This window comes from Nostoc sp. PCC 7107 (assembly GCF_000316625.1).
In the GTDB taxonomy this organism is placed as follows: domain Bacteria; phylum Cyanobacteriota; class Cyanobacteriia; order Cyanobacteriales; family Nostocaceae; genus Nostoc_B.
In genome coordinates this window covers 3,021,590-3,039,718 of the sequence record NC_019676.1, presented here as the reverse complement: position 1 = coordinate 3,039,718, position 18,129 = coordinate 3,021,590, and the positions used below count along the sequence as shown (strand labels likewise).

General features: G+C 43.2%; 30 protein-coding genes. 26 read left to right on the top strand and 4 right to left on the bottom strand.

The window, feature by feature from the left end:
- Positions 1-231 precede the first annotated feature (231 nt).
- Positions 232-663: a Fur family transcriptional regulator gene (locus NOS7107_RS13005; RefSeq protein ID WP_044500775.1), complete on the top strand. Its 432-nt coding sequence runs from the start codon at positions 232-234 to the stop codon at positions 661-663.
- A gap of 55 nt (positions 664-718) precedes the next feature.
- On the opposite strand, the gene NOS7107_RS13000 is transcribed toward NOS7107_RS13005, so the two are convergent.
- Both NOS7107_RS13000 and NOS7107_RS12995 read right to left on the bottom strand, forming a co-directional pair.
- On the bottom strand, positions 719-1,771 hold the full coding sequence (locus NOS7107_RS13000) for a DUF1611 domain-containing protein (RefSeq protein ID WP_015113436.1): 1,053 nt from the start codon (positions 1,769-1,771) through the stop codon (positions 719-721).
- Positions 1,755-2,807, bottom strand: a complete 1,053-nt coding sequence (locus tag NOS7107_RS12995) for a dipeptide epimerase (RefSeq protein WP_015113435.1) — start codon at positions 2,805-2,807, stop codon at positions 1,755-1,757. Before NOS7107_RS12995 ends, NOS7107_RS13000 begins: the two co-directional genes overlap by 17 nt.
- Positions 2,808-2,905: 98 nt before the next feature.
- Here NOS7107_RS12995 and NOS7107_RS12990 point away from each other — a divergent pair, with 98 nt between their 5' ends.
- Complete coding sequence (locus NOS7107_RS12990; RefSeq protein WP_015113434.1) at positions 2,906-3,454, top strand: NUDIX hydrolase; 549 nt, start codon at positions 2,906-2,908, stop codon at positions 3,452-3,454.
- 187 nt (positions 3,455-3,641) lie between these two features.
- Here NOS7107_RS12990 and NOS7107_RS12985 read toward each other — a convergent pair whose 3' ends face one another.
- Positions 3,642-3,905 carry a hypothetical protein gene (locus tag NOS7107_RS12985; protein WP_015113433.1) on the bottom strand — a complete coding sequence of 88 codons (264 nt, stop codon included), beginning with the start codon at positions 3,903-3,905 and terminating at the stop codon, positions 3,642-3,644.
- Between the two features lie 142 nt (positions 3,906-4,047).
- Positions 4,048-4,536 carry an NAD(P)H-quinone oxidoreductase subunit N gene (locus NOS7107_RS12980; RefSeq protein ID WP_015113432.1) on the bottom strand — a complete coding sequence of 163 codons (489 nt, stop codon included), beginning with the start codon at positions 4,534-4,536 and terminating at the stop codon, positions 4,048-4,050.
- 929 nt (positions 4,537-5,465) lie between these two features.
- Between NOS7107_RS12980 and rplC the strand changes: the two genes are divergently transcribed.
- The 24 genes from rplC to rpsK all read left to right on the top strand — a co-directional run bounded on the left by rplC (position 5,466) and on the right by rpsK (position 18,112).
- A complete protein-coding gene (gene rplC / locus NOS7107_RS12975; RefSeq protein WP_044500773.1) occupies positions 5,466-6,101 on the top strand; it encodes a 50S ribosomal protein L3 in 636 nt (211 codons plus the stop codon).
- A 98-nt stretch (positions 6,102-6,199) separates the two neighbouring features.
- On the top strand, positions 6,200-6,832 hold the full coding sequence (rplD, locus tag NOS7107_RS12970; RefSeq protein ID WP_015113430.1) for a 50S ribosomal protein L4: 633 nt from the start codon (positions 6,200-6,202) through the stop codon (positions 6,830-6,832).
- On the top strand, positions 6,825-7,139 hold the full coding sequence (locus NOS7107_RS12965; protein ID WP_015113429.1) for a 50S ribosomal protein L23: 315 nt from the start codon (positions 6,825-6,827) through the stop codon (positions 7,137-7,139). The genes rplD and NOS7107_RS12965 overlap by 8 nt, the downstream gene beginning before the upstream one ends.
- A gap of 6 nt (positions 7,140-7,145) precedes the next feature.
- A complete protein-coding gene (rplB, locus tag NOS7107_RS12960) occupies positions 7,146-8,009 on the top strand; it encodes a 50S ribosomal protein L2 (RefSeq protein ID WP_015113428.1) in 864 nt (287 codons plus the stop codon).
- A 97-nt stretch (positions 8,010-8,106) separates the two neighbouring features.
- On the top strand, positions 8,107-8,385 hold the full coding sequence (gene rpsS / locus NOS7107_RS12955; protein ID WP_015113427.1) for a 30S ribosomal protein S19: 279 nt from the start codon (positions 8,107-8,109) through the stop codon (positions 8,383-8,385).
- Between the two features lie 87 nt (positions 8,386-8,472).
- Positions 8,473-8,832: a 50S ribosomal protein L22 gene (rplV, locus tag NOS7107_RS12950; RefSeq protein WP_015113426.1), complete on the top strand. Its 360-nt coding sequence runs from the start codon at positions 8,473-8,475 to the stop codon at positions 8,830-8,832.
- Between the two features lie 26 nt (positions 8,833-8,858).
- Positions 8,859-9,614: a 30S ribosomal protein S3 gene (gene rpsC / locus NOS7107_RS12945; protein ID WP_015113425.1), complete on the top strand. Its 756-nt coding sequence runs from the start codon at positions 8,859-8,861 to the stop codon at positions 9,612-9,614.
- Between the two features lie 91 nt (positions 9,615-9,705).
- Positions 9,706-10,134, top strand: coding sequence for a 50S ribosomal protein L16 (gene rplP / locus NOS7107_RS12940; RefSeq protein ID WP_015113424.1), 429 nt, complete (start codon positions 9,706-9,708; stop codon positions 10,132-10,134).
- 3 nt (positions 10,135-10,137) lie between these two features.
- Positions 10,138-10,365 carry a 50S ribosomal protein L29 gene (gene rpmC, locus NOS7107_RS12935; protein WP_015113423.1) on the top strand — a complete coding sequence of 76 codons (228 nt, stop codon included), beginning with the start codon at positions 10,138-10,140 and terminating at the stop codon, positions 10,363-10,365.
- 6 nt (positions 10,366-10,371) lie between these two features.
- Positions 10,372-10,620 (top strand): 30S ribosomal protein S17, encoded by a 249-nt coding sequence (rpsQ, locus tag NOS7107_RS12930; protein ID WP_015113422.1) that lies wholly within the window; start codon positions 10,372-10,374, stop codon positions 10,618-10,620.
- 39 nt (positions 10,621-10,659) lie between these two features.
- Positions 10,660-11,028, top strand: coding sequence for a 50S ribosomal protein L14 (gene rplN / locus NOS7107_RS12925; protein WP_015113421.1), 369 nt, complete (start codon positions 10,660-10,662; stop codon positions 11,026-11,028).
- Positions 11,028-11,372 (top strand): 50S ribosomal protein L24, encoded by a 345-nt coding sequence (gene rplX / locus NOS7107_RS12920; RefSeq protein WP_015113420.1) that lies wholly within the window; start codon positions 11,028-11,030, stop codon positions 11,370-11,372. The genes rplN and rplX overlap by 1 nt, the downstream gene beginning before the upstream one ends.
- A 97-nt stretch (positions 11,373-11,469) precedes the next feature.
- Positions 11,470-12,018, top strand: coding sequence for a 50S ribosomal protein L5 (gene rplE, locus NOS7107_RS12915; RefSeq protein ID WP_015113419.1), 549 nt, complete (start codon positions 11,470-11,472; stop codon positions 12,016-12,018).
- 20 nt (positions 12,019-12,038) lie between these two features.
- Complete coding sequence (gene rpsH / locus NOS7107_RS12910) at positions 12,039-12,440, top strand: 30S ribosomal protein S8 (protein WP_015113418.1); 402 nt, start codon at positions 12,039-12,041, stop codon at positions 12,438-12,440.
- A gap of 89 nt (positions 12,441-12,529) precedes the next feature.
- The gene (gene rplF / locus NOS7107_RS12905; RefSeq protein WP_015113417.1) at positions 12,530-13,078 is read left to right on the top strand and encodes a 50S ribosomal protein L6; all 549 of its coding nucleotides are present in this window, start codon (positions 12,530-12,532) and stop codon (positions 13,076-13,078) included.
- 2 nt (positions 13,079-13,080) lie between these two features.
- On the top strand, positions 13,081-13,443 hold the full coding sequence (gene rplR / locus NOS7107_RS12900) for a 50S ribosomal protein L18 (protein WP_015113416.1): 363 nt from the start codon (positions 13,081-13,083) through the stop codon (positions 13,441-13,443).
- Between the two features lie 92 nt (positions 13,444-13,535).
- Positions 13,536-14,060: a 30S ribosomal protein S5 gene (gene rpsE, locus NOS7107_RS12895; protein WP_015113415.1), complete on the top strand. Its 525-nt coding sequence runs from the start codon at positions 13,536-13,538 to the stop codon at positions 14,058-14,060.
- Between the two features lie 44 nt (positions 14,061-14,104).
- Positions 14,105-14,551, top strand: a complete 447-nt coding sequence (rplO, locus tag NOS7107_RS12890; RefSeq protein ID WP_015113414.1) for a 50S ribosomal protein L15 — start codon at positions 14,105-14,107, stop codon at positions 14,549-14,551.
- A 70-nt stretch (positions 14,552-14,621) separates the two neighbouring features.
- On the top strand, positions 14,622-15,935 hold the full coding sequence (gene secY / locus NOS7107_RS12885; RefSeq protein ID WP_015113413.1) for a preprotein translocase subunit SecY: 1,314 nt from the start codon (positions 14,622-14,624) through the stop codon (positions 15,933-15,935).
- Complete coding sequence (locus NOS7107_RS12880) at positions 15,935-16,489, top strand: adenylate kinase (protein ID WP_015113412.1); 555 nt, start codon at positions 15,935-15,937, stop codon at positions 16,487-16,489. The genes secY and NOS7107_RS12880 overlap by 1 nt, the downstream gene beginning before the upstream one ends.
- 199 nt (positions 16,490-16,688) lie before the next feature.
- The gene (infA, locus tag NOS7107_RS12875) at positions 16,689-16,913 is read left to right on the top strand and encodes a translation initiation factor IF-1 (RefSeq protein ID WP_006276978.1); all 225 of its coding nucleotides are present in this window, start codon (positions 16,689-16,691) and stop codon (positions 16,911-16,913) included.
- Positions 16,914-17,048: 135 nt separating this feature from the next.
- Complete coding sequence (gene rpmJ, locus NOS7107_RS27840; protein WP_015113411.1) at positions 17,049-17,162, top strand: 50S ribosomal protein L36; 114 nt, start codon at positions 17,049-17,051, stop codon at positions 17,160-17,162.
- A gap of 119 nt (positions 17,163-17,281) precedes the next feature.
- The gene (rpsM, locus tag NOS7107_RS12870; protein ID WP_015113410.1) at positions 17,282-17,662 is read left to right on the top strand and encodes a 30S ribosomal protein S13; all 381 of its coding nucleotides are present in this window, start codon (positions 17,282-17,284) and stop codon (positions 17,660-17,662) included.
- A 54-nt stretch (positions 17,663-17,716) separates the two neighbouring features.
- On the top strand, positions 17,717-18,112 hold the full coding sequence (gene rpsK, locus NOS7107_RS12865) for a 30S ribosomal protein S11 (RefSeq protein ID WP_015113409.1): 396 nt from the start codon (positions 17,717-17,719) through the stop codon (positions 18,110-18,112).
- Positions 18,113-18,129: the final 17 nt, after the last annotated feature.

Genomic DNA, 18,129 nt, shown 5'->3' with positions numbered 1-18,129 from the left:
AGTAACCTACCCCATCCGCCTAGAGCGATCGCTACCGTTTTACTACAATATTAGGGTATAAAGTTTTGCGTTATCGGCGTATATTTTGAAATCAGAATAATTATAATTTCAGAGAAATAAAATAGTTATAAATACTCTATTAAATTTATATTTCTGAAGTAGGTTAAGTACTAAGAAAAGAAACGTTATAATAGTTATCCTAGGTCTGCTAATGTGATTCAAGTAAATGCTATGCAGCAAAAAGCTGATGAGATTGTCAAAACACTCAAGCGCAAAGGATTGCGAGTGACTCCCCAGCGCTTCGCAGTATACGCAAATCTACTGGCACGAGAAGACCATCCTACGGTAGATCAAATTCTGACAAACTTGAATCAGGATACGCCAACTTCATCCCAAGCCACTGTTTATGCGGCATTGCAAGCATTGCGCGAAGTGGGTTTAGTCAGAGAAGTGCTGTTAGAAGAAGGTGTCTCTCGTTATGATGCCAATGTGGGACTACATCATCATTTTCGCTGCAAATGTTGTGGTGCTATTGAAGATATTGGCTGGGATACATTTCAGTGTATTGATTTGAACAAACTGCGGTCTGGATTGAAAGCAGAAAGATATGAAGTGACTGTGCAGGGAATTTGCGATCGCTGTCAAACAAAGTATGAAGTCTGAAATTTTAGACTACCCTTCGGGAAGCCGCGCAAAGCGCGTCTACACACTTCACATTTCATACTTCACTCCGCATCACTGCATCTAACAACAACCCAGCCCCAAACCGCACCGGATCAGTACAGGCTAAACCTGTTTCGGCGGTCGTTTGGGCGATCGCTTCTTGGGCAGCCAACTCATCTAAATGTGCAGTATTCAAAGCTATACCCACCACAGGTACTTTCCCAAAAGCACCACCCGCACTCGCTACAGATTCATACATTTGAATAACTTTCGTTAACGGCGGAATCGGGACATGGGGATTATTCCGGTTGTGAGTTTGTCCCGCCCGATGTACTAATATCAATTGTGTGGGCTGAGAACCGCGAATCAAAGGCAAGGTAGCTGTAGAACCAGGATGTAATAGCGAACCTTGTCCTTCAATATGCAGAATGTCATAGTTTTTGCCATAACGCATCACTATTTGTTCCACAGCACCAGCCGCAAAATCTACTCTGACTGCATCTAAAGCTATACCATCCCCTTCTAACATCAAACCAGTTTGACCTGTAGCGATAAACTTAGAACGCCAACCTCTTAATTTTGCCGCCCAGTGTAGTTCTAAACTAGTGGACATTTTCCCAATCGCCATATCTGTTCCCACCGTCAACACTCGGCGACAGGGAAGCGTCCGCGCCATCCCACTAGCTACTTCTATATTTGGTGGTTCCTTGCGGACATCCCAAATTAACTGTCCTGGTTTGAGAATTGCATTTAACTCTGCTATTGTCGCCAATGGTGTGTGTAAACCATTTACCAAAGACATCCCCGCTTCTAGCGCATCTTTGATTTCCACCCAATAATCATCGGGTACAGCACCGCCTTTGGGTGCAATCCCAATTACCAATACTTCTGGTTTATATGCCAAAGCTGCGGTGACAGATTCAACAATCGGCACATCACGCTTGATACCTGTTAATTCTGGCAAAGACCTACCAGCACTTACCTTATCAATAACTGCGACAATCGGGGCTTCACTGTAGCGTAAAATTGCCAGCCCTGTTTTGCCCTGTGTTCCTGTAGTTCCTTCATGCAGCAGAATAGCGATTCGTTGATTAAGCGGCAAACGCACTGTATTGTACCCCCAAGCCTGGTAAATCGTTTGGTAAAATTTTTCCTTCTACTACTAATACACCCATAAATGGGTCATCAACTAAGTTGAGATGACTGTCTAAATCTAAATAATCAGCGAGTGGTGCTAATTGTGCTGCTGCTGTGTTAGCTAGTGAACTGTCAGAATAGCAGCCAAACATCACTTGCAAACCATAAGCCCGCGCTGTGTGTACCATCCGTAACGCTTCGGTTAAGCCTCCTGACTTCATCAGTTTGATATTAATTCCATCCACGTGGTTCGCCAAATGGGGAATATCAACGCTAGTAAAGCAACTTTCATCCACAAAAATTGGTAGGGGTGACTCTTGTTTAAGTTTGGCTAAACTTTCTTCCTGACCTCGTGCCAGTGGTTGTTCTACATACTTTACACCTAAATCAGCCAGCCAATGACACATCTTAATTGCATCTGGCAAACTCCAACCACCGTTTGCATCCACAAAAAATTCTAGATGTGGCGCTTCTTGTTGGACTGCTAACAGCATTTGCTGATCTGCATCAATACCATCCGGGCTACCTAATTTCACCTTAAACAGCCGAACATCCAGATAATTTAACCAGTCCCGCGCCCTCGCCCTAGCGCCTGCTGGCGAATTTATACCAATAGTCACCGAAGTCGGGACGATAAGATGGCGATCGCATCCCCAAATCTGCCACAGTGGTAAACCAACAAACTTACCTAACCAATCGTGCATCGCCATATCCACCGCCGCCCGCGCCGCAGAAGGGATCTGCTGTTGAATTAATAATTGCTCAATTTGCTGTCTCTGCAAAGGGCTAAAAGTATTTAATAATGGGATTATTTGCTCAATTGCACCTTTAATTTGCTCTGTTTTTTGAGCGTGATTCCCGACACCAAACGGTGATGCTTCACCCCAGCCTTCAACGCCATCGTGTGAAATTTTTACCCATACATTTGTTGTCTGTGCAGTTGTCCCCCGACTAATAGTTAAGGGAAATCGTTTATTGACAGTAAATACCTTGACTTCTACTTGCATAAGTCTGCTCTATAATGGCTAGGGCAGAAAATAGTTTAAGGGATTTTAGCTGATTTTCTGCATCTGTTATACTTTTTTACATTTATTAATTAGCATCTATGAGCAATCTCAAGAAATGGAAAATCTTGCAGTCAGATATGGTTTTAAGCCATCCTTGGTGTCAGGTTAGACAAGATAAAATCGAATTACCTAATGGTAAAGTTATTGATGATTTTTTTGTCAGTATTAAACCAGAAATTGCAATTATTTTGCCAATTACCAGTAATCAAGAAATTGTTTTTGTTAGGCAATACCGACACGCAGTCGCAGATTTTTTTATCGAATTACCAGCCGGACATTTTGACCCTACACAAGAAAGTGCAGAAATCGCCGCCATTCGAGAATTACAAGAAGAAACTGGTTATTTAGCTCAACAAGTTAAAAAAGTCACTGTTTTTTATGATAAACCCAGCAAAGATACCAACCGCATACATTTATTTTTAGCTGAGAATGTTATGAAAGTTGGAGAACAGAATTTAGATATTACAGAAGAAATTGAAGTTATTTTAATTCCTATAGATTCAGTATTAGATAAAATTTATCAAGGTGAAATTTCTGTATCAGGAACCATTGCGGCTATATTTTTAGGGTTACAACTGATCCAATAGATTAATAACCTCCAATGTCACTAAAAAAGGCGATCGCACCTATAAGGTAGACTAGCGATCGCTCAAATATGAATCTAAAACTTGCCTGGGCTGATAAAAGGTAGATAATATCACTGTCATCTCACCCCATTACCTTTCACTTGCTATCCAAATAAGCTCTTGTTTGCAGCTTAAAACAATTGGAGTCTCAATCCTGACTTCCATCAATTTCTGGACAAAATTCATCAATTTGCAAAATTCGGATCATTTCGCGCCCAGGATGTTTAAATAACACATAAAATTCACTATTGGGCATTCTCAAGTTTTCAGGAATCAGATACGTCGGAATCGCTTCGATTAGCACTAATCCGTGTCCCGGAAAGAGAATAACGGTAATTTCGCCAGGAAGTAGACATCCTAAAACTCTTGCTGAGACACGCACATAAAATGATGGATTGTTTTCATGCTGCATACCAACATACTAGTAACGCAAGGTAGACACTAAAAAAAGTGCGATCGCGCTTTTTCTAAACATGATCGCAACTTCTCCAAAAAATAAGCGATCGCACTTAATAAAATAAGAAATGCGATCGCCCTAACATTAATTCAAAAAATTACACAGCTTGAGAACTAACAGCAAAGGTAGCCGTCAAAGGCTTCCAATTGAAAGCGCGAGCGCCTCCTCTTTCAAGCACTACCTTTACTCTTGGTTCCAAACTTGGTAGTTCTGCCAAAAACTCCACTTCTTGGTCAGAAAGAATATGCCCCTCAATAATCCACAAAACCAAACCCTTAGATTTTGGTGGTAGCTGTTCTAGCTGATAGTTAACAATTGGAGGTAAATAGTAGACACTACCTACAGCAGCGCCACTACTAGTACTTTTTTTACCCAAATGAGGTGGTCTGACTCCATGAACTCCTGTGAGATAAGCAGCCACATCGCCCAATCCCCTAGCAGTCATATTTAAGGTCACATAGCCAGCAGCACGCAGTCGGCGGCGATATCGACCTTCAAAGCCTCCCTCTAAAGGGACGTACGTACCGAGAGCGCCAAATTTTTCCAAATCTCGGATTAAACCATTGCCAGTGGTAATTAGTGCCATAGATTTTTGTTTATCCTATCCCACTTACATATCTCTATTATTTACCGTTAAGTAAAATATTTAAGTTACTGTAGGATAGCAACTAGCCCAAAAGTTGCAAAAGCCTTCACTAGCGAGGCAAATCTCTTCAGACAATTGCCATCTCATAATTTATTCCCTAAATAGATATTGTCTTGACTCGCCAAAGTTTTCTAGAAAACTCTCTTGCAAAATACTCGACAAATATCACCACCCTCATCTATAATATGAGATTGTGACCAAATGGCAGAATAGTGTTCTTCTTTTTCATTTGCATGAGGATAACATCTAACAGCTGATTGAGCAGAATCAGGTTACGATTTAGCCCAAAATGGCAAGAGACTGCTAGACTAAGAAAGCCCGAATGTTCACTAATGAAATTATGGCTAAGTAATCAAAGCCATGAGCAGGGTAGAACCTACATTCCATCCTGTAGCCCAGATAAACTAGGCAAAACCTTGAACAGTAGTTTGAGGCGATGTTTAGAGTAGAAACTGAGTAGTAATACTAGCGCTGTAGTAATACAAAAACCTTAGTTATCAGGATACTGAGTGGTAAACAACTACTTAAGTCCTTCTACAAAATGGAGACAAACCTAAGTGCCGTCTCCAGAAAGTGCCTAAGCAATTGCTTGGACGAGAGCATTGCTGCACAAAGTGCAAAGCTTTAGAGCATTGCCTTAGAGTCAAAAGTTTGTAATTCCTTTGGGAATTCAACTCTTGCCTGTTTTAGTTAACAACTTAATTCAAGTAAACGGATTCACTGAAAAGTAAGGGAACGGTTTTTGCTTTCCGGATAAGAGAAAGCAGTAATTACTGCTGGAAATTGCTGAGGATCGTCCTCCCTCAGTCGGAACATCACCGAATATCCCCATGAATCTGCTCAGTAAGCAAAAAGGAGAACCAGTTACTGTGTCTGTAGGTATTCTCGGCACCAAGCTGGGCATGACCCAAGTATTTGACGAAGCAGGAGCAGCAATTCCTGTCACAGTCATTCAAGCAGGTCCATGCACTGTTACCCAAGTTAAAACAAAACAAACTGATGGTTACGCCGCCATTCAACTTGGTTACGGCGAAGTCAAACCAAAATCACTCAATAAACCCTTGTTGGGTCACTTAGCAAAATCATCAGCCCCGGCTTTACGTCACCTCAGTGAGTTTCGTACAGACAATTCTGGCGAATACACATTAGGACAAGAAATTAAAGCAGATATTTTTAGTGCTGGTCAAATCGTAGATGTAATCGGTACCAGCATAGGTCGCGGTTTTGCAGGCAACCAAAAACGAAATAACTTTGGTCGCGGGCCAATGTCTCACGGTTCCAAAAACCACAGAGCGCCTGGTTCTATTGGTGCTGGTACAACACCCGGTCGTGTGTACCCAGGAAAAAGAATGGCAGGGCGTTTGGGTGGTACCCGCGTCACCATTAGTAAATTGACAGTTGTGCGTGTAGATGCAGAACGTAACTTGTTACTCATTAAAGGAGCAATACCTGGTAAACCAGGTGCCTTAGTAACTGTTGTACCTGCAAAGAAAGTTGGTAAATAGTCAATGGTCAATGGTCATTTGTCAAAAGTCATTAGTCATTAGCTAAAGACAAATGACAAAGGACAAATGATAAAGGACAAATGACAAAGGACAAAAAAATGGTTGAGACTGTAGTTAAAAACTGGCAAGGAGAAGAAGTCGGACAAAAAACGTTCGACTTGCGGGTTGCCAAAGAGGCAACAGCGGCGCATATTGTACACCGCGCTTTAGTTAGACAAACGACCAATGCGCGTCAAGGAACTGCTAGTACAAAAACTCGTTCGGAAGTGCGAGGTGGTGGCCGTAAACCCTGGCGACAAAAAGGTACAGGTCGCGCTCGTGCAGGTTCTATTCGTTCGCCATTATGGCGTGGTGGTGGTGTGATTTTTGGGCCGAAACCCAGAGAATACGACCTCAAAATGAACCGTAAAGAACGGCGATTAGCATTAAGAACGGCCTTTGTGAGTCGTGCTGATGACTTGATTGTGGTAGAAGAATTTAGTAGCGAACTTTCTCGCCCCAAAACGAAGGATTTAGTTGCAGCTTTGGCGCGTTGGGGCGCAAACCCAGAACAAAAGAGCTTATTAATTTTGTCTGAGATTGCAGATACAGTTTATCTGTCAGGACGCAACGTAGAAAATTTAAAAATTATTGCAGCAGATCAACTAAATGTTTATGACTTGCTGCACGCTGACAAAATTGTCGTCACAGCACCAGCATTAGAAAAAATCCAGGAGGTCTACAGTGCCTAAGATTGACCCCCGTGATCTGCCAGACTTGGTGCGTCGTCCAATTGTTACCGAAAAGGCGACGATTCTGATGGAACAGAATCAATACACTTTTGAAGTGGTAATCAAAGCTACCAAGCCAGATATTAAATTAGCGATCGAAGACTTGTTTCAAGTCAAGGTAGTCAAAATTAATACTGCTACACAGCCACGTAAAAAACGTCGTGTTGGCAAATTTGTTGGCTACAAGCCTCAATATAAAAAAGCTATTGTCACCGTCTCACCTGGGGACGCACAGAAGATTAGACAGATTCTATTCCCAGAGGTCTAACAGAAGATGGGTACTCGTTCTTATCGCCCTTATACCCCCAGCACTCGTCAAGTTACTATCTCCGACTTTTCAGAAATTACCAAAACTGAGCCGGAAAAGTCTTTGACGGTGTACATCCATCGCGCCAAAGGTCGCAATAATCAAGGGCGGATAACCAGCCGTCGTCGGGGTGGCGGACACAAAAAACTTTATCGGATTATCGATTTTAAAAGAGATAAGCGCAACATTCCGGCTACAGTATTAGCAATTGAGTATGATCCCAACCGGAACGCTCGCATTGCCTTGCTGCAATATCAGGATGGGGAAAAACGCTATATCCTCCAACCTAATGGATTGACTGTAGGTACAACTGTAATTGCTGGAACTGAGTCTCCCATTGAAGATGGCAACGCCTTACCATTGGCAAACATTCCTTTGGGTACAAGTGTTCATAACGTCGAACTTACCGCAGGTAAAGGTGGTCAAATTGTGCGTTCTGCTGGCGCTACAGCCCAAGTAGTTGCGAAAGAAGGTAATTATGTAACTCTCAAGTTACCTTCTGGAGAAGTGCGGATGGTACGGCGTGAATGCTACGCCACCATTGGCCAAGTAGGCAACACCGACGCGAGAAACCTAAGTGCAGGTAAAGCTGGACGTAACCGTTGGAAGGGTCGCCGTCCAAAAGTCAGAGGGAGTGTCATGAACCCAGTGGATCACCCACATGGTGGTGGTGAAGGTAGAGCGCCCATTGGGAGATCTGGCCCAGTCACACCTTGGGGTAAACCAACATTGGGAGCCAAGACGCGCAAACCCAAGAAACCTAGCAGTAAGTTGATTGTGCGTCGTCGGCGCAAATCTTCCAAACGTGGTCGTGGTGGTCGTCAGTCTTAAAATTTTAGATTTCAAAATTTGGATTTTAGATTGATACATGATCCAAAGTCCAAATCAATAAATCCAAAATCCCAAATCCTAAATCTTAAATTTAACTATGGGTCGTTCACTAAAAAAAGGGCCTTTCGTTGCCGATCATTTACTCAGCAAAATTGAAAAGCTGAATGATAGAAACGAAAAACAAGTTATTAAAACTTGGTCAAGAGCATCAACAATCCTACCCCAAATGGTAGGACACACTATTGCTGTTCATAATGGCAGACAGCATGTGCCTGTGTTTATCAGTGATCAAATGGTAGGACACAAGTTGGGAGAATTTGCCCCAACACGCACCTACAGGGGTCATGGCAAAAGTGACAAAAAAGCGGGTAGATAGTTTGTTCTTTGTTCATTGTCATTCATCCTTTGCCGCTGACAAATGACAAATGACAAATGACGAATGACAAACGACAAGGAGAAAAACATGGCAACTAATACTACAGAAGTAAAAGCGATCGCCCGTTATATACGTATGTCTCCCTTTAAGGTGCGTCGTGTACTTGATCAAATTCGAGGGCGGTCTTATAGAGAAGCGCTCATAATCCTGGAATTCATGCCTTATCGGGCTTGTGACCCAGTACTGAAATTGATCAGAAGCGCAGCCGCAAATGCTGAACATAATGCAGGTCTAGACCGCGCTCAACTGGTGATTACCCAAGCTTACGCTGATCAAGGCCCAGTCCTGAAACGTTTCCAACCTAGAGCGCAAGGTCGAGCTTACCAAATTCGCAAACCTACGTGTCACATTACAGTAGCTGTTGCTGCTGGCGATACTGCGGAATAATTACCAGAACTTTAGAGGAAGCATTTGTGGGACAAAAAATTCATCCAGTTGGCTTTCGCCTCGGAATTACCCAAGAACACCAATCCCGTTGGTATGCAGATCCAGAACGCTATCCAGAACTTTTACAAGAAGATCACAAACTTCGTAAGTATATAGAACAAAAACTGGGTAGACTTGCTCAAAATAACGCTGGGATTTCTGAAGTCAGAATTGAGCGCAAAGCAGATCAAATTGATCTAGAAGTGCGGACAGCACGCCCTGGTGTAGTCGTAGGTCGTGGTGGACAAGGTATTGAATCTTTACGCACCGGACTACAAGATTTGTTGGGTAGCAATCGCCAAATTCGGATCAACGTTGTAGAAGTACAACGAGTTGATGCTGATGCTTACTTAATTTCAGAATACATAGCGCAACAACTAGAACGCCGCGTTTCCTTCCGTCGAGTAGTCCGCCAAGCAATTCAACGGGCGCAACGCGCTGGAATTCAAGGAATTAAAATTCAAGTCAGCGGTCGGCTCAACGGTGCAGAAATTGCTCGGACAGAGTGGACGCGTGAAGGTAGAGTACCCTTACACACCTTACGGGCTGACATTGATTACGCTTACTGCACAGCAAAAACTGTTTACGGTATTTTGGGCATCAAAGTGTGGGTATTTAAAGGAGAAATTATTCCTGGACAGGAAGAAACTCAACCCCAACCCGCTACCCGCGAACGTGAACCTCGTCGCCGCCAACAACAGCGCCGTCGCCAGCAGTTTGAAGACCGTTCAAATGAAGGCTAAAGGATGAAGGAAGAAGGATGAAAAAATTTATCTTTCATACTTCGTGCTTCAGACTTCACACTTCATACTTCACACTTCACACTTCATAGTCATGTTAAGTCCTAGAAGAACTAAATTCCGCAAACAACAGCGCGGACGGATGGCGGGTCTAGCCCATCGGGGTAGTACCCTTAACTTTGGTGATTTTGCACTTCAAGCCCAAGAACCAGCTTGGATTACATCTCGGCAAATCGAGGCTTCCCGTCGGGCGATGACTCGTTATATTCGTCGGGGTGGTAAGATCTGGATTCGGATTTTCCCAGATAAACCTGTTACCATGCGTCCGGCTGAAACCCGGATGGGTTCTGGTAAAGGTAATCCAGAATTTTGGGTAGCTGTAGTCAAGCCAGGGCGGATTTTGTTTGAAATCGCTGGTGTTTCAGAAGAAATTGCCCGTGAGGCTATGCGCCTAGCTGCATTTAAGCTGCCAATTAAAACCAAATTTATTGTGCGCCCTCAAATAGAAGAGGAGCAGGAGTAGGTTATGCCGCTTCCCAAGATTTCAGAAGCTAGAGAATTAAGTGACGAGAAATTATCTGAGGAAATTATCGCCACTAAAAGACAACTGTTTCAGTTGCGCTTGCAAAAGGCAACCAGACAACTAGAAAAACCTCACCAATTCCGCCATGCTCGCCATCGCCTCGCCCAACTCTTAACGGTAGAGGGAGAACGCAAACGGGCAGCAAATCAACCGGTTAAGGAAGAAAAATAAGAGATTATGGCAATCAAAGAACGAGTTGGCTTGGTAGTGAGCGACAAAATGCAGAAAACAGTGGTAGTTGCCATTGAAAACCGCGCTCCCCATCCCAAGTACGGCAAGATTGTAGTGAAAACCCGCCGCTATAAAGCTCACGATGAAGAAAATAAATGCAAAGTGGGCGATCGCGTGCGGATTCAGGAAACCAGACCCTTGAGCAAAACCAAGCGCTGGCAAGTCACAGAGATACTCAACACTAAAAATTCATAAGTTGTTATTCAACTAACAACTGCACAAGGGAGACCAATTGTGATTCAACCCCAAACTTACTTGAATGTGGCAGATAACAGCGGCGCTCGTAAACTGATGTGTATCCGAGTCTTAGGCGCGGGTAACAGTCGTTACGGTTTTATCGGCGACAAAATTATTGCTGTTGTCAAAGATGCTATTCCTAACATGGCTGTGAAAAAATCAGATGTTGTGGAAGCTGTCATTGTTCGTACTCGTCATAACATTCATCGTGATAGCGGTATGACTATCCGCTTTGATGATAATGCCGCAGTGATCATCAACAAAGATGGTAATCCTAGAGGCACACGAGTATTTGGCCCAGTAGCACGGGAATTACGAGACAAAAACTTTACTAAAATTGTTTCCTTAGCCCCGGAGGTGCTGTAATGGCAAGGCAAAAGGAAAAAGAATTTCATAAAATGCACGTCAAAACTGGCGACACCGTGCAAGTGATTGCTGGTAAAGATAAAGGCAAAGTTGGTGAAATCATTAAAGCATTACCGGAACTGAGTAAAGTTGTTGTTAAAGGTGTCAACATTAAGACTAAGCACCTTAAACCCCAACAAGAAGGGGAATCTGGGCGGATCATGACTCAGGAGTACCCCATTCATAGTTCCAACGTGATGCTCTATTCCACAAAACAAAATGTCGCTAGTCGCGTTTGCTATACCTTTACACCAGAAGGCAAGAAGGTGAGAAAACTCAAAAAAACTGGCGAGATTATTGATTAAGGATGAATCTAAAGCCTGAAGTCTAAATACTCCTTATTTTATCTTCATCCTTCATAATCTTCCCTGACCAAGACCAGGGATAACAGGACAAAAAACTATGGCGACAACAAGACTCAAAACCTTATATCGAGAGACAATCGTCCCTAAACTGACAACCCAGTTTCAATACACCAACGTTCATCAAGTACCGAAGGTGATAAAAGTTACTGTTAATAGAGGTTTGGGCGAAGCCGCACAAAATGCTAAGTCGCTGGAAGCTTCTATCAACGAAATTGCGCTGATTACAGGTCAAAAACCTGTAGTGACGAGGGCTAAAAAAGCGATCGCAGGCTTTAAAATTCGTCAAGGTATGCCAGTCGGGATCATGGTCACTCTCAGAGGTGAGAGAATGTATGCTTTTCTCGACCGTCTGATCAGCTTGACACTACCAAGAATTCGCGACTTTCGTGGTATCAGTCCTAAAAGCTTTGATGGACGCGGTAACTATACTCTGGGCGTAAGAGAACAGCTAATATTTCCAGAAGTCGAATACGATAGCATTGATCAGATTCGTGGTCTGGATATTTCAATCATTACTACAGCAAAAAATGACGAAGAGGGCCGCGCTTTACTCAAAGAATTGGGAATGCCCTTTCGCGATCAATAAGTTCATCTAAAGAGGGAACGATGGCGGCTAACGACACAATTGCAGATATGCTGACGCGCATCCGCAATGCCAACATGGCAAGGCATCAAACAACACAAGTGCCAGCCACTAAAATGACCCGTAGTATTGCCAAAGTACTACAGGAAGAAGGATTTATTTCGGAATTTTCAGAAACCGGAGAAGGCGTAAAACGTCATCTGGTGGTTGCCTTAAAATACAAGGGTAAAAATCGTCAGCCTTTGATTACCGCTTTAAAACGGGTGAGTAAACCAGGTTTACGCGTTTATTCCAACCGAAAAGAATTACCCAGAGTATTAGGCGGTATCGGTATTGCCATTATTTCTACATCTAGTGGCATTATGACCGATCGCGAAGCTCGCCGTCAGAACTTGGGTGGTGAAGTACTTTGCTACGTCTGGTAGAAGTTATAAAGTCAAAAGTCAAAAGTCAAAAGTCAAAAGCCTTTACTGTTGACTATGAACTTTAGACAAAGAACAAAGGACAAAAGATCATGTCTCGTATTGGTAAACGACCAATTACTATTCCCGCCAAAGTGCAAATTACCATTGATGGCACAAAGGTTGTGGTCAAAGGCCCTAAAGGTGAACTTTCACGGGATTTACCTGTTCACGTGACAGTCAGCCAAGAAGGGGAAACCTTACAAGTAGTTCGTAAAGATGATTCCCGTACCTCTCGCCAAATGCACGGTTTAAGCCGGACATTGGTGGCCAATATGGTAGAGGGAGTTTCCCAAGGTTTTCAACGTCGTTTGGAAATTCAAGGGGTTGGTTATCGAGCGCAAGTGCAAGGGCGTAACCTAGTTTTAAACATGGGTTTCAGCCATCAAGTAAACATTGAGCCACCAGATGGAATTCAGTTTGCTGTAGAAGGCAACACTAACGTCATAGTTAGCGGCTACGACAAAGAAATCGTAGGTAATACAGCTGCTAAAATTCGTGCCGTCAGACCACCAGAACCTTACAAAGGTAAAGGGATTCGCTATGCAGGTGAAGTAGTCAGACGCAAAGCTGGTAAGACCGGAGGTAAAGGTAAGAAATAAAAATGAAACTTACTCGTAGAGAATCAAAACAGCGTCGTCATCGCCGCGTCCGTGGCAAGGTTAACGGTTCTCCTGAACGCCCACGCCTAGCCGTATTTCGCTCTAACGAACACATTTACGCGCAAGTAATTGATGATACTCAACATCAAACCTTAGTAGCTGCATCAACTTTAGATACAGAGATCAAAGCAAATTTAGCTTCTGGTGCTAACTGTGAAGCGTCAGCAAAAGTTGGGAAGTTAATTGCAGCGCGAGCGCTCGAAAAAGGCATTAATAAAGTAGTATTTGATCGCGGTGGTAACTTATACCATGGTCGAATCAAAACACTAGCTGAAGCCGCACGCGAAGCTGGCTTGGATTTTTAAAGTTGTCAAAAGTCCATAGTCCATAGTCAAAAGTAATGACTATTGACTCTTGACTCTTGACTGTTGACTCTTGACTTTTAAAGGCATTGATTATGGCAACAGGTCGTCGTAAAACTAACCGCGCGAAAAAAGAAGAAACCAACTGGCAAGAGCGCGTAATCCAAATCCGACGCGTGAGCAAGGTCGTTAAGGGTGGTAAAAAACTCAGCTTCCGGGCGATCGTCGTCGTTGGTAACGAACGTGGTCAAGTTGGTGTCGGAGTAGGGAAAGCCTCAGATGTAATTGGTGCTGTTAAAAAAGGTGTAGCTGATGGCAAAAAACACCTAATTGACATTCCCATTACAAAATCTAATTCTATCCCTCATCCTATTGATGGCATTGGTGGTGGTGCAAAAGTGATTATGCGTCCAGCCGCACCTGGTACTGGTGTAATTGCTGGTGGTGCTGTTCGGACTGTGCTGGAATTAGCAGGAGTTCGTAACGTTCTAGCTAAACAACTCGGTTCTAACAACCCACTCAATAATGCTAGAGCCGCAGTCAATGCTTTATCTACACTACGTACTTTGGCTGAAGTTGCTGAAGATCGTGGCATTGCTATTGACAAACTCTACATTTAGTAGAGCTTCACTTACAGAGTTCTTGTAAAAATATTACTAACATCATGAGACTCAACGATGTTAAGCCTCAAAAAGGCTCGAAAAAACGCCGTCGCCGTGTAGGTAGAGGTATTTCGGCTGGTCAAGGTGCCAGTGCTGGTCTCGGTATGCGGGGTCAAAAATCCCGCTCTGGTAGCAGTACTAGACCAGGGTTTGAAGGTGGTCAACAACCACTTTACCGCCGTATACCCAAGCTGAAAGGCTTTCCTCTTGTGAATCGCAAGATTTACACTACGATAAATGTAGAGAAGCTGGCCTCTCTTCCTGCCAATACAGAAGTAACATTGGATTCTTTAAAAGCAGCAGGTATCTTAACCTCTGTCAAGGGTTCATTGAAAATTTTGGGTAATGGGGAATTAAACGTTGCGCTCAACGTCAAAGCGGCAGCTTTCACAGGTCAAGCTCGTAGCAAAATTGAGGCGGCTGGAGGAAGTTGTGAAGTTTTAGGGTGAAGCCCAACCGCGCACTTAAAGACCTGCCAACTTGCTTCCAGTGCCTGGTTCACGACAAAGGTAGCACTCTATGATCAGTCGAGATAAAGCCCCAACGGCTCAAGAAACTTTTATGCAGATGGCACAAGCAGCTGGGCTTCGAGGCAGGCTGCTTGTCACTGTCGGTATTTTAATTTTGGTTCGCCTAGGTATCTTTTTACCTGTACCTGGAATTGATAGAACTAGATTCCACGAAGCAATTTCCGGCAATAATTCAATATTTGGTTTATTGGATATCTTTTCTGGGCGCGGACTTTCTACTTTAGGAGTCTTTGCTTTGGGGATTTTACCCTTTATTAATGCGTCCATTATTATCCAATTGCTGACGGCGGCTATTCCATCTTTAGAAAATTTACAAAAAAACGAAGGCGAAGCAGGACGGCGGAAAATTTCGCAAATTACGCGCTACGTGACTGTATGTTGGGCAATTATCCAAAGTACGGCATTTTCTGCCTTTTTTCTTCAACAATTTGCCTTAACTCCAGGCCCTGTATTTGTAGCTGAAACTGCAATCGCGCTTACCGCAGGTTCTATGTTCGTTATGTGGGCATCCGAACTGATCACAGAACGTGGCATTGGCAATGGCGCATCACTGTTGATATTTGTCAACATTGTCGCTTCGCTACCCAAATCTCTAGGCGACACTATTGACTTAGTACAAGTTGGTGGTCGAGAAATCGTGGGTCGGGTAATTGTACTAGTAGTGGTATTCCTAGCAACTATTGTTGGGATTGTATTTGTGCAAGAAGGCATTCGCCGCATCCCAATTATTTCGGCTCGTCGTCAAGTAGGAAGACGAGTTTTGGCAGAACAGCGTAGCTATCTACCCCTTCGGCTCAATTCTGGCGGTGTCATGCCAATTATTTTTGCAGCGGCTATCCTCAGTTTGCCTCTGTTAATTGCCAATTTTACAAAAAATCCTGAGTTGGCGAATATCGTCAATACTTATCTCAGTCCCGGTGGTTCTGCACCTTGGGTATATGCTCTGGTTTACTTAACTTCGATTGTTTTCTTTAGTTACTTCTACTCTTCATTGATTGTCAACCCAGTTGATGTGGCTCAGAACTTGAAAAAAATGGGTTCTAGTATTCCAGGAATTCGCCCAGGTAAAGCGACCAGTGAGTATATCGAACGAGTAATCAACCGATTAACTTTTTTGGGAGCGATATTTTTAGGCTTGGTGGCGATTATTCCTACTGCTGTGGAAAGTGCTTTGAAAGTACCAACCTTTAAAGGATTGGGTGCTACTTCACTATTAATCCTAGTTGGTGTGGCAATCGATACAGCAAAACAAGTCCAAACTTACGTCATCTCTCAGCGCTATGAAGGAATGGTGAAACAATAGTGACGCGACTAATCTTCTTGGGGCCACCTGGGGCGGGTAAAGGAACTCAAGCTCAAGTTTTGGCAGAATACCTGCAAATACCTCATATTTCCACTGGGGAAATATTGAGGCAAGCAATGAAAGAGCAAACTCCTCTGGGAATTAAAGCTCAAAGTTATGTTGATAGCGGTGAGTTAGTTCCTGATCAGTTGGTGCAAGACTTAGTAGAAGAACGTTTAGCTCAATCAGATGCCAAATCTGGCTGGATTTTAGACGGCTTTCCTCGCAAAGTGACGCAAGCAGCTTTTTTAGAAGAATTGCTGGCTAAAACTGCTCAAGGTGGCGAAAGGGTAGTTAACTTAGATGCACCAGATGACATTGTGATATCACGTTTACTAGCTAGAGGAAGAAAAGATGATACCGAAGAGGTCATTCGTCGTCGTCTAGAAGTGTACCGCAATGAAACAGCACCACTTATTGATTACTATAGTCAGAGAGAAAGGCTGCTGACAGTTAATGGTAATCAATCCCAAGAAGAAGTCACTAGTGAATTGAAAAACATTTTAGCTCCCTAGCTTGAGATTAAGGAGTAGTAATTGGGACGTATGGAATTGTTATACTACTCCCAATTCCTCGCTCCCCTTTTGAAACAGAATGCGGAACAATTTTAGCTAAGATATATTAATAAACTGTTGATATATTTCTCAAATTGTGTTCTTTTGCAGGTGAATACTGCAAGCGAATGGGAAATTGTTGAGTTGAGGAACAAAAAAATTGTCTAAGCAAGATTTGATTGAAATGGAAGGTACAGTTACTGAGTCCTTACCCAATGCGATGTTTCGTGTTGATTTGGACAATGGATTTAATGTACTTGCACACATTTCTGGAAAGATTCGCCGCAACTATATCAAAATTTTGCCAGGCGATCGCGTCAAGGTTGAATTAACTCCCTACGACCTGACAAAAGGCCGAATTACTTATAGATTGCGGAAAAAATAATTAAATCCAGAAAAAATAAGTTGTATGTGAAGGATCTTACCATAAAATCTACTTGTTGGAAGATTTTCATTTACTTAACTGCGATATTTTTCTAGAAATGCTATAATTTTATATTTGGAGTCAATTACAAAAGGCATGAAAGTCAGAGCCTCTGTCAAAAAAATTTGTGAAAAGTGTAACGTGATTCGCCGTCGTGGTCGCGTTATGGTGATTTGCTCTAACCCCAAGCACAAACAACGTCAAGGATAACACTCTCAAAATGTGGGAGTTAGCTGCGACTTGGAAAAATCACCACAAAAATTCCAGATGTGGAACATAAACCATATCTTACAAAGAGAACTTGCGAGAACAACAGGGAGAAATTCATTGTGGCACGTATTGCCGGCGTAGACCTGCCACGCGATAAACGCGTTGAGATTGGTCTGACTTACATTTATGGAATTGGTTTATCAAGATCGCAGGAAATTCTTGCGGCTACAGGTGTCAATCCAGATACCCGCGTTAAAGACTTAAGTGATACCGATGTTGCAAGCCTACGTGCAGAAATAGAAAGTAACTATCAAGTAGAAGGTGACTTGCGGCGCTTGGAAGGTATGAACATCAAGCGCTTAATTGACATTGGTACCTACAGAGGTCGCCGACATCGAATGGGTTTACCAGTCAGAGGGCAAAGAACTCGTACTAATGCTAGAACCCGTCGTGGAAGAAGGCAGACAGTGGCTGGTAAGAAGAAGGCTCCCGGCAAATAATTGTTCATTGCTTGCTCATCAGAGCAAGTTTTTCCCTAAATTAACTAAAAAAATATGGCGAGACAACCAACTAAAAAAACTGGGAGTAAAAAGCAAAAGCGGAACGTACCCAACGGACTTGCTTATATCCAATCTACTTTCAACAATAGCATTGTCACAATCACCGATCAAAATGGCGATGTTATCTCCTGGGCAAGTGCTGGTTCCAGTGGTTTTAAGGGAGCTAAAAAGGGAACTCCCTTTGCTGCACAAACTGCTGCTGAAAGCGCAGCCCGAAGAGCTATTGACCAAGGAATGCGTCAAATTGAGGTGATGGTCAGTGGCCCTGGTGCAGGTAGAGAAACTGCGATTCGCGCCCTTCAAGGAGCAGGACTGGAAATTACACTGATTCGTGATATTACCCCAATTCCTCATAATGGTTGCCGTCCACCAAAGCGCCGCCGAGTCTAGATAGAACCTTTAGGGCA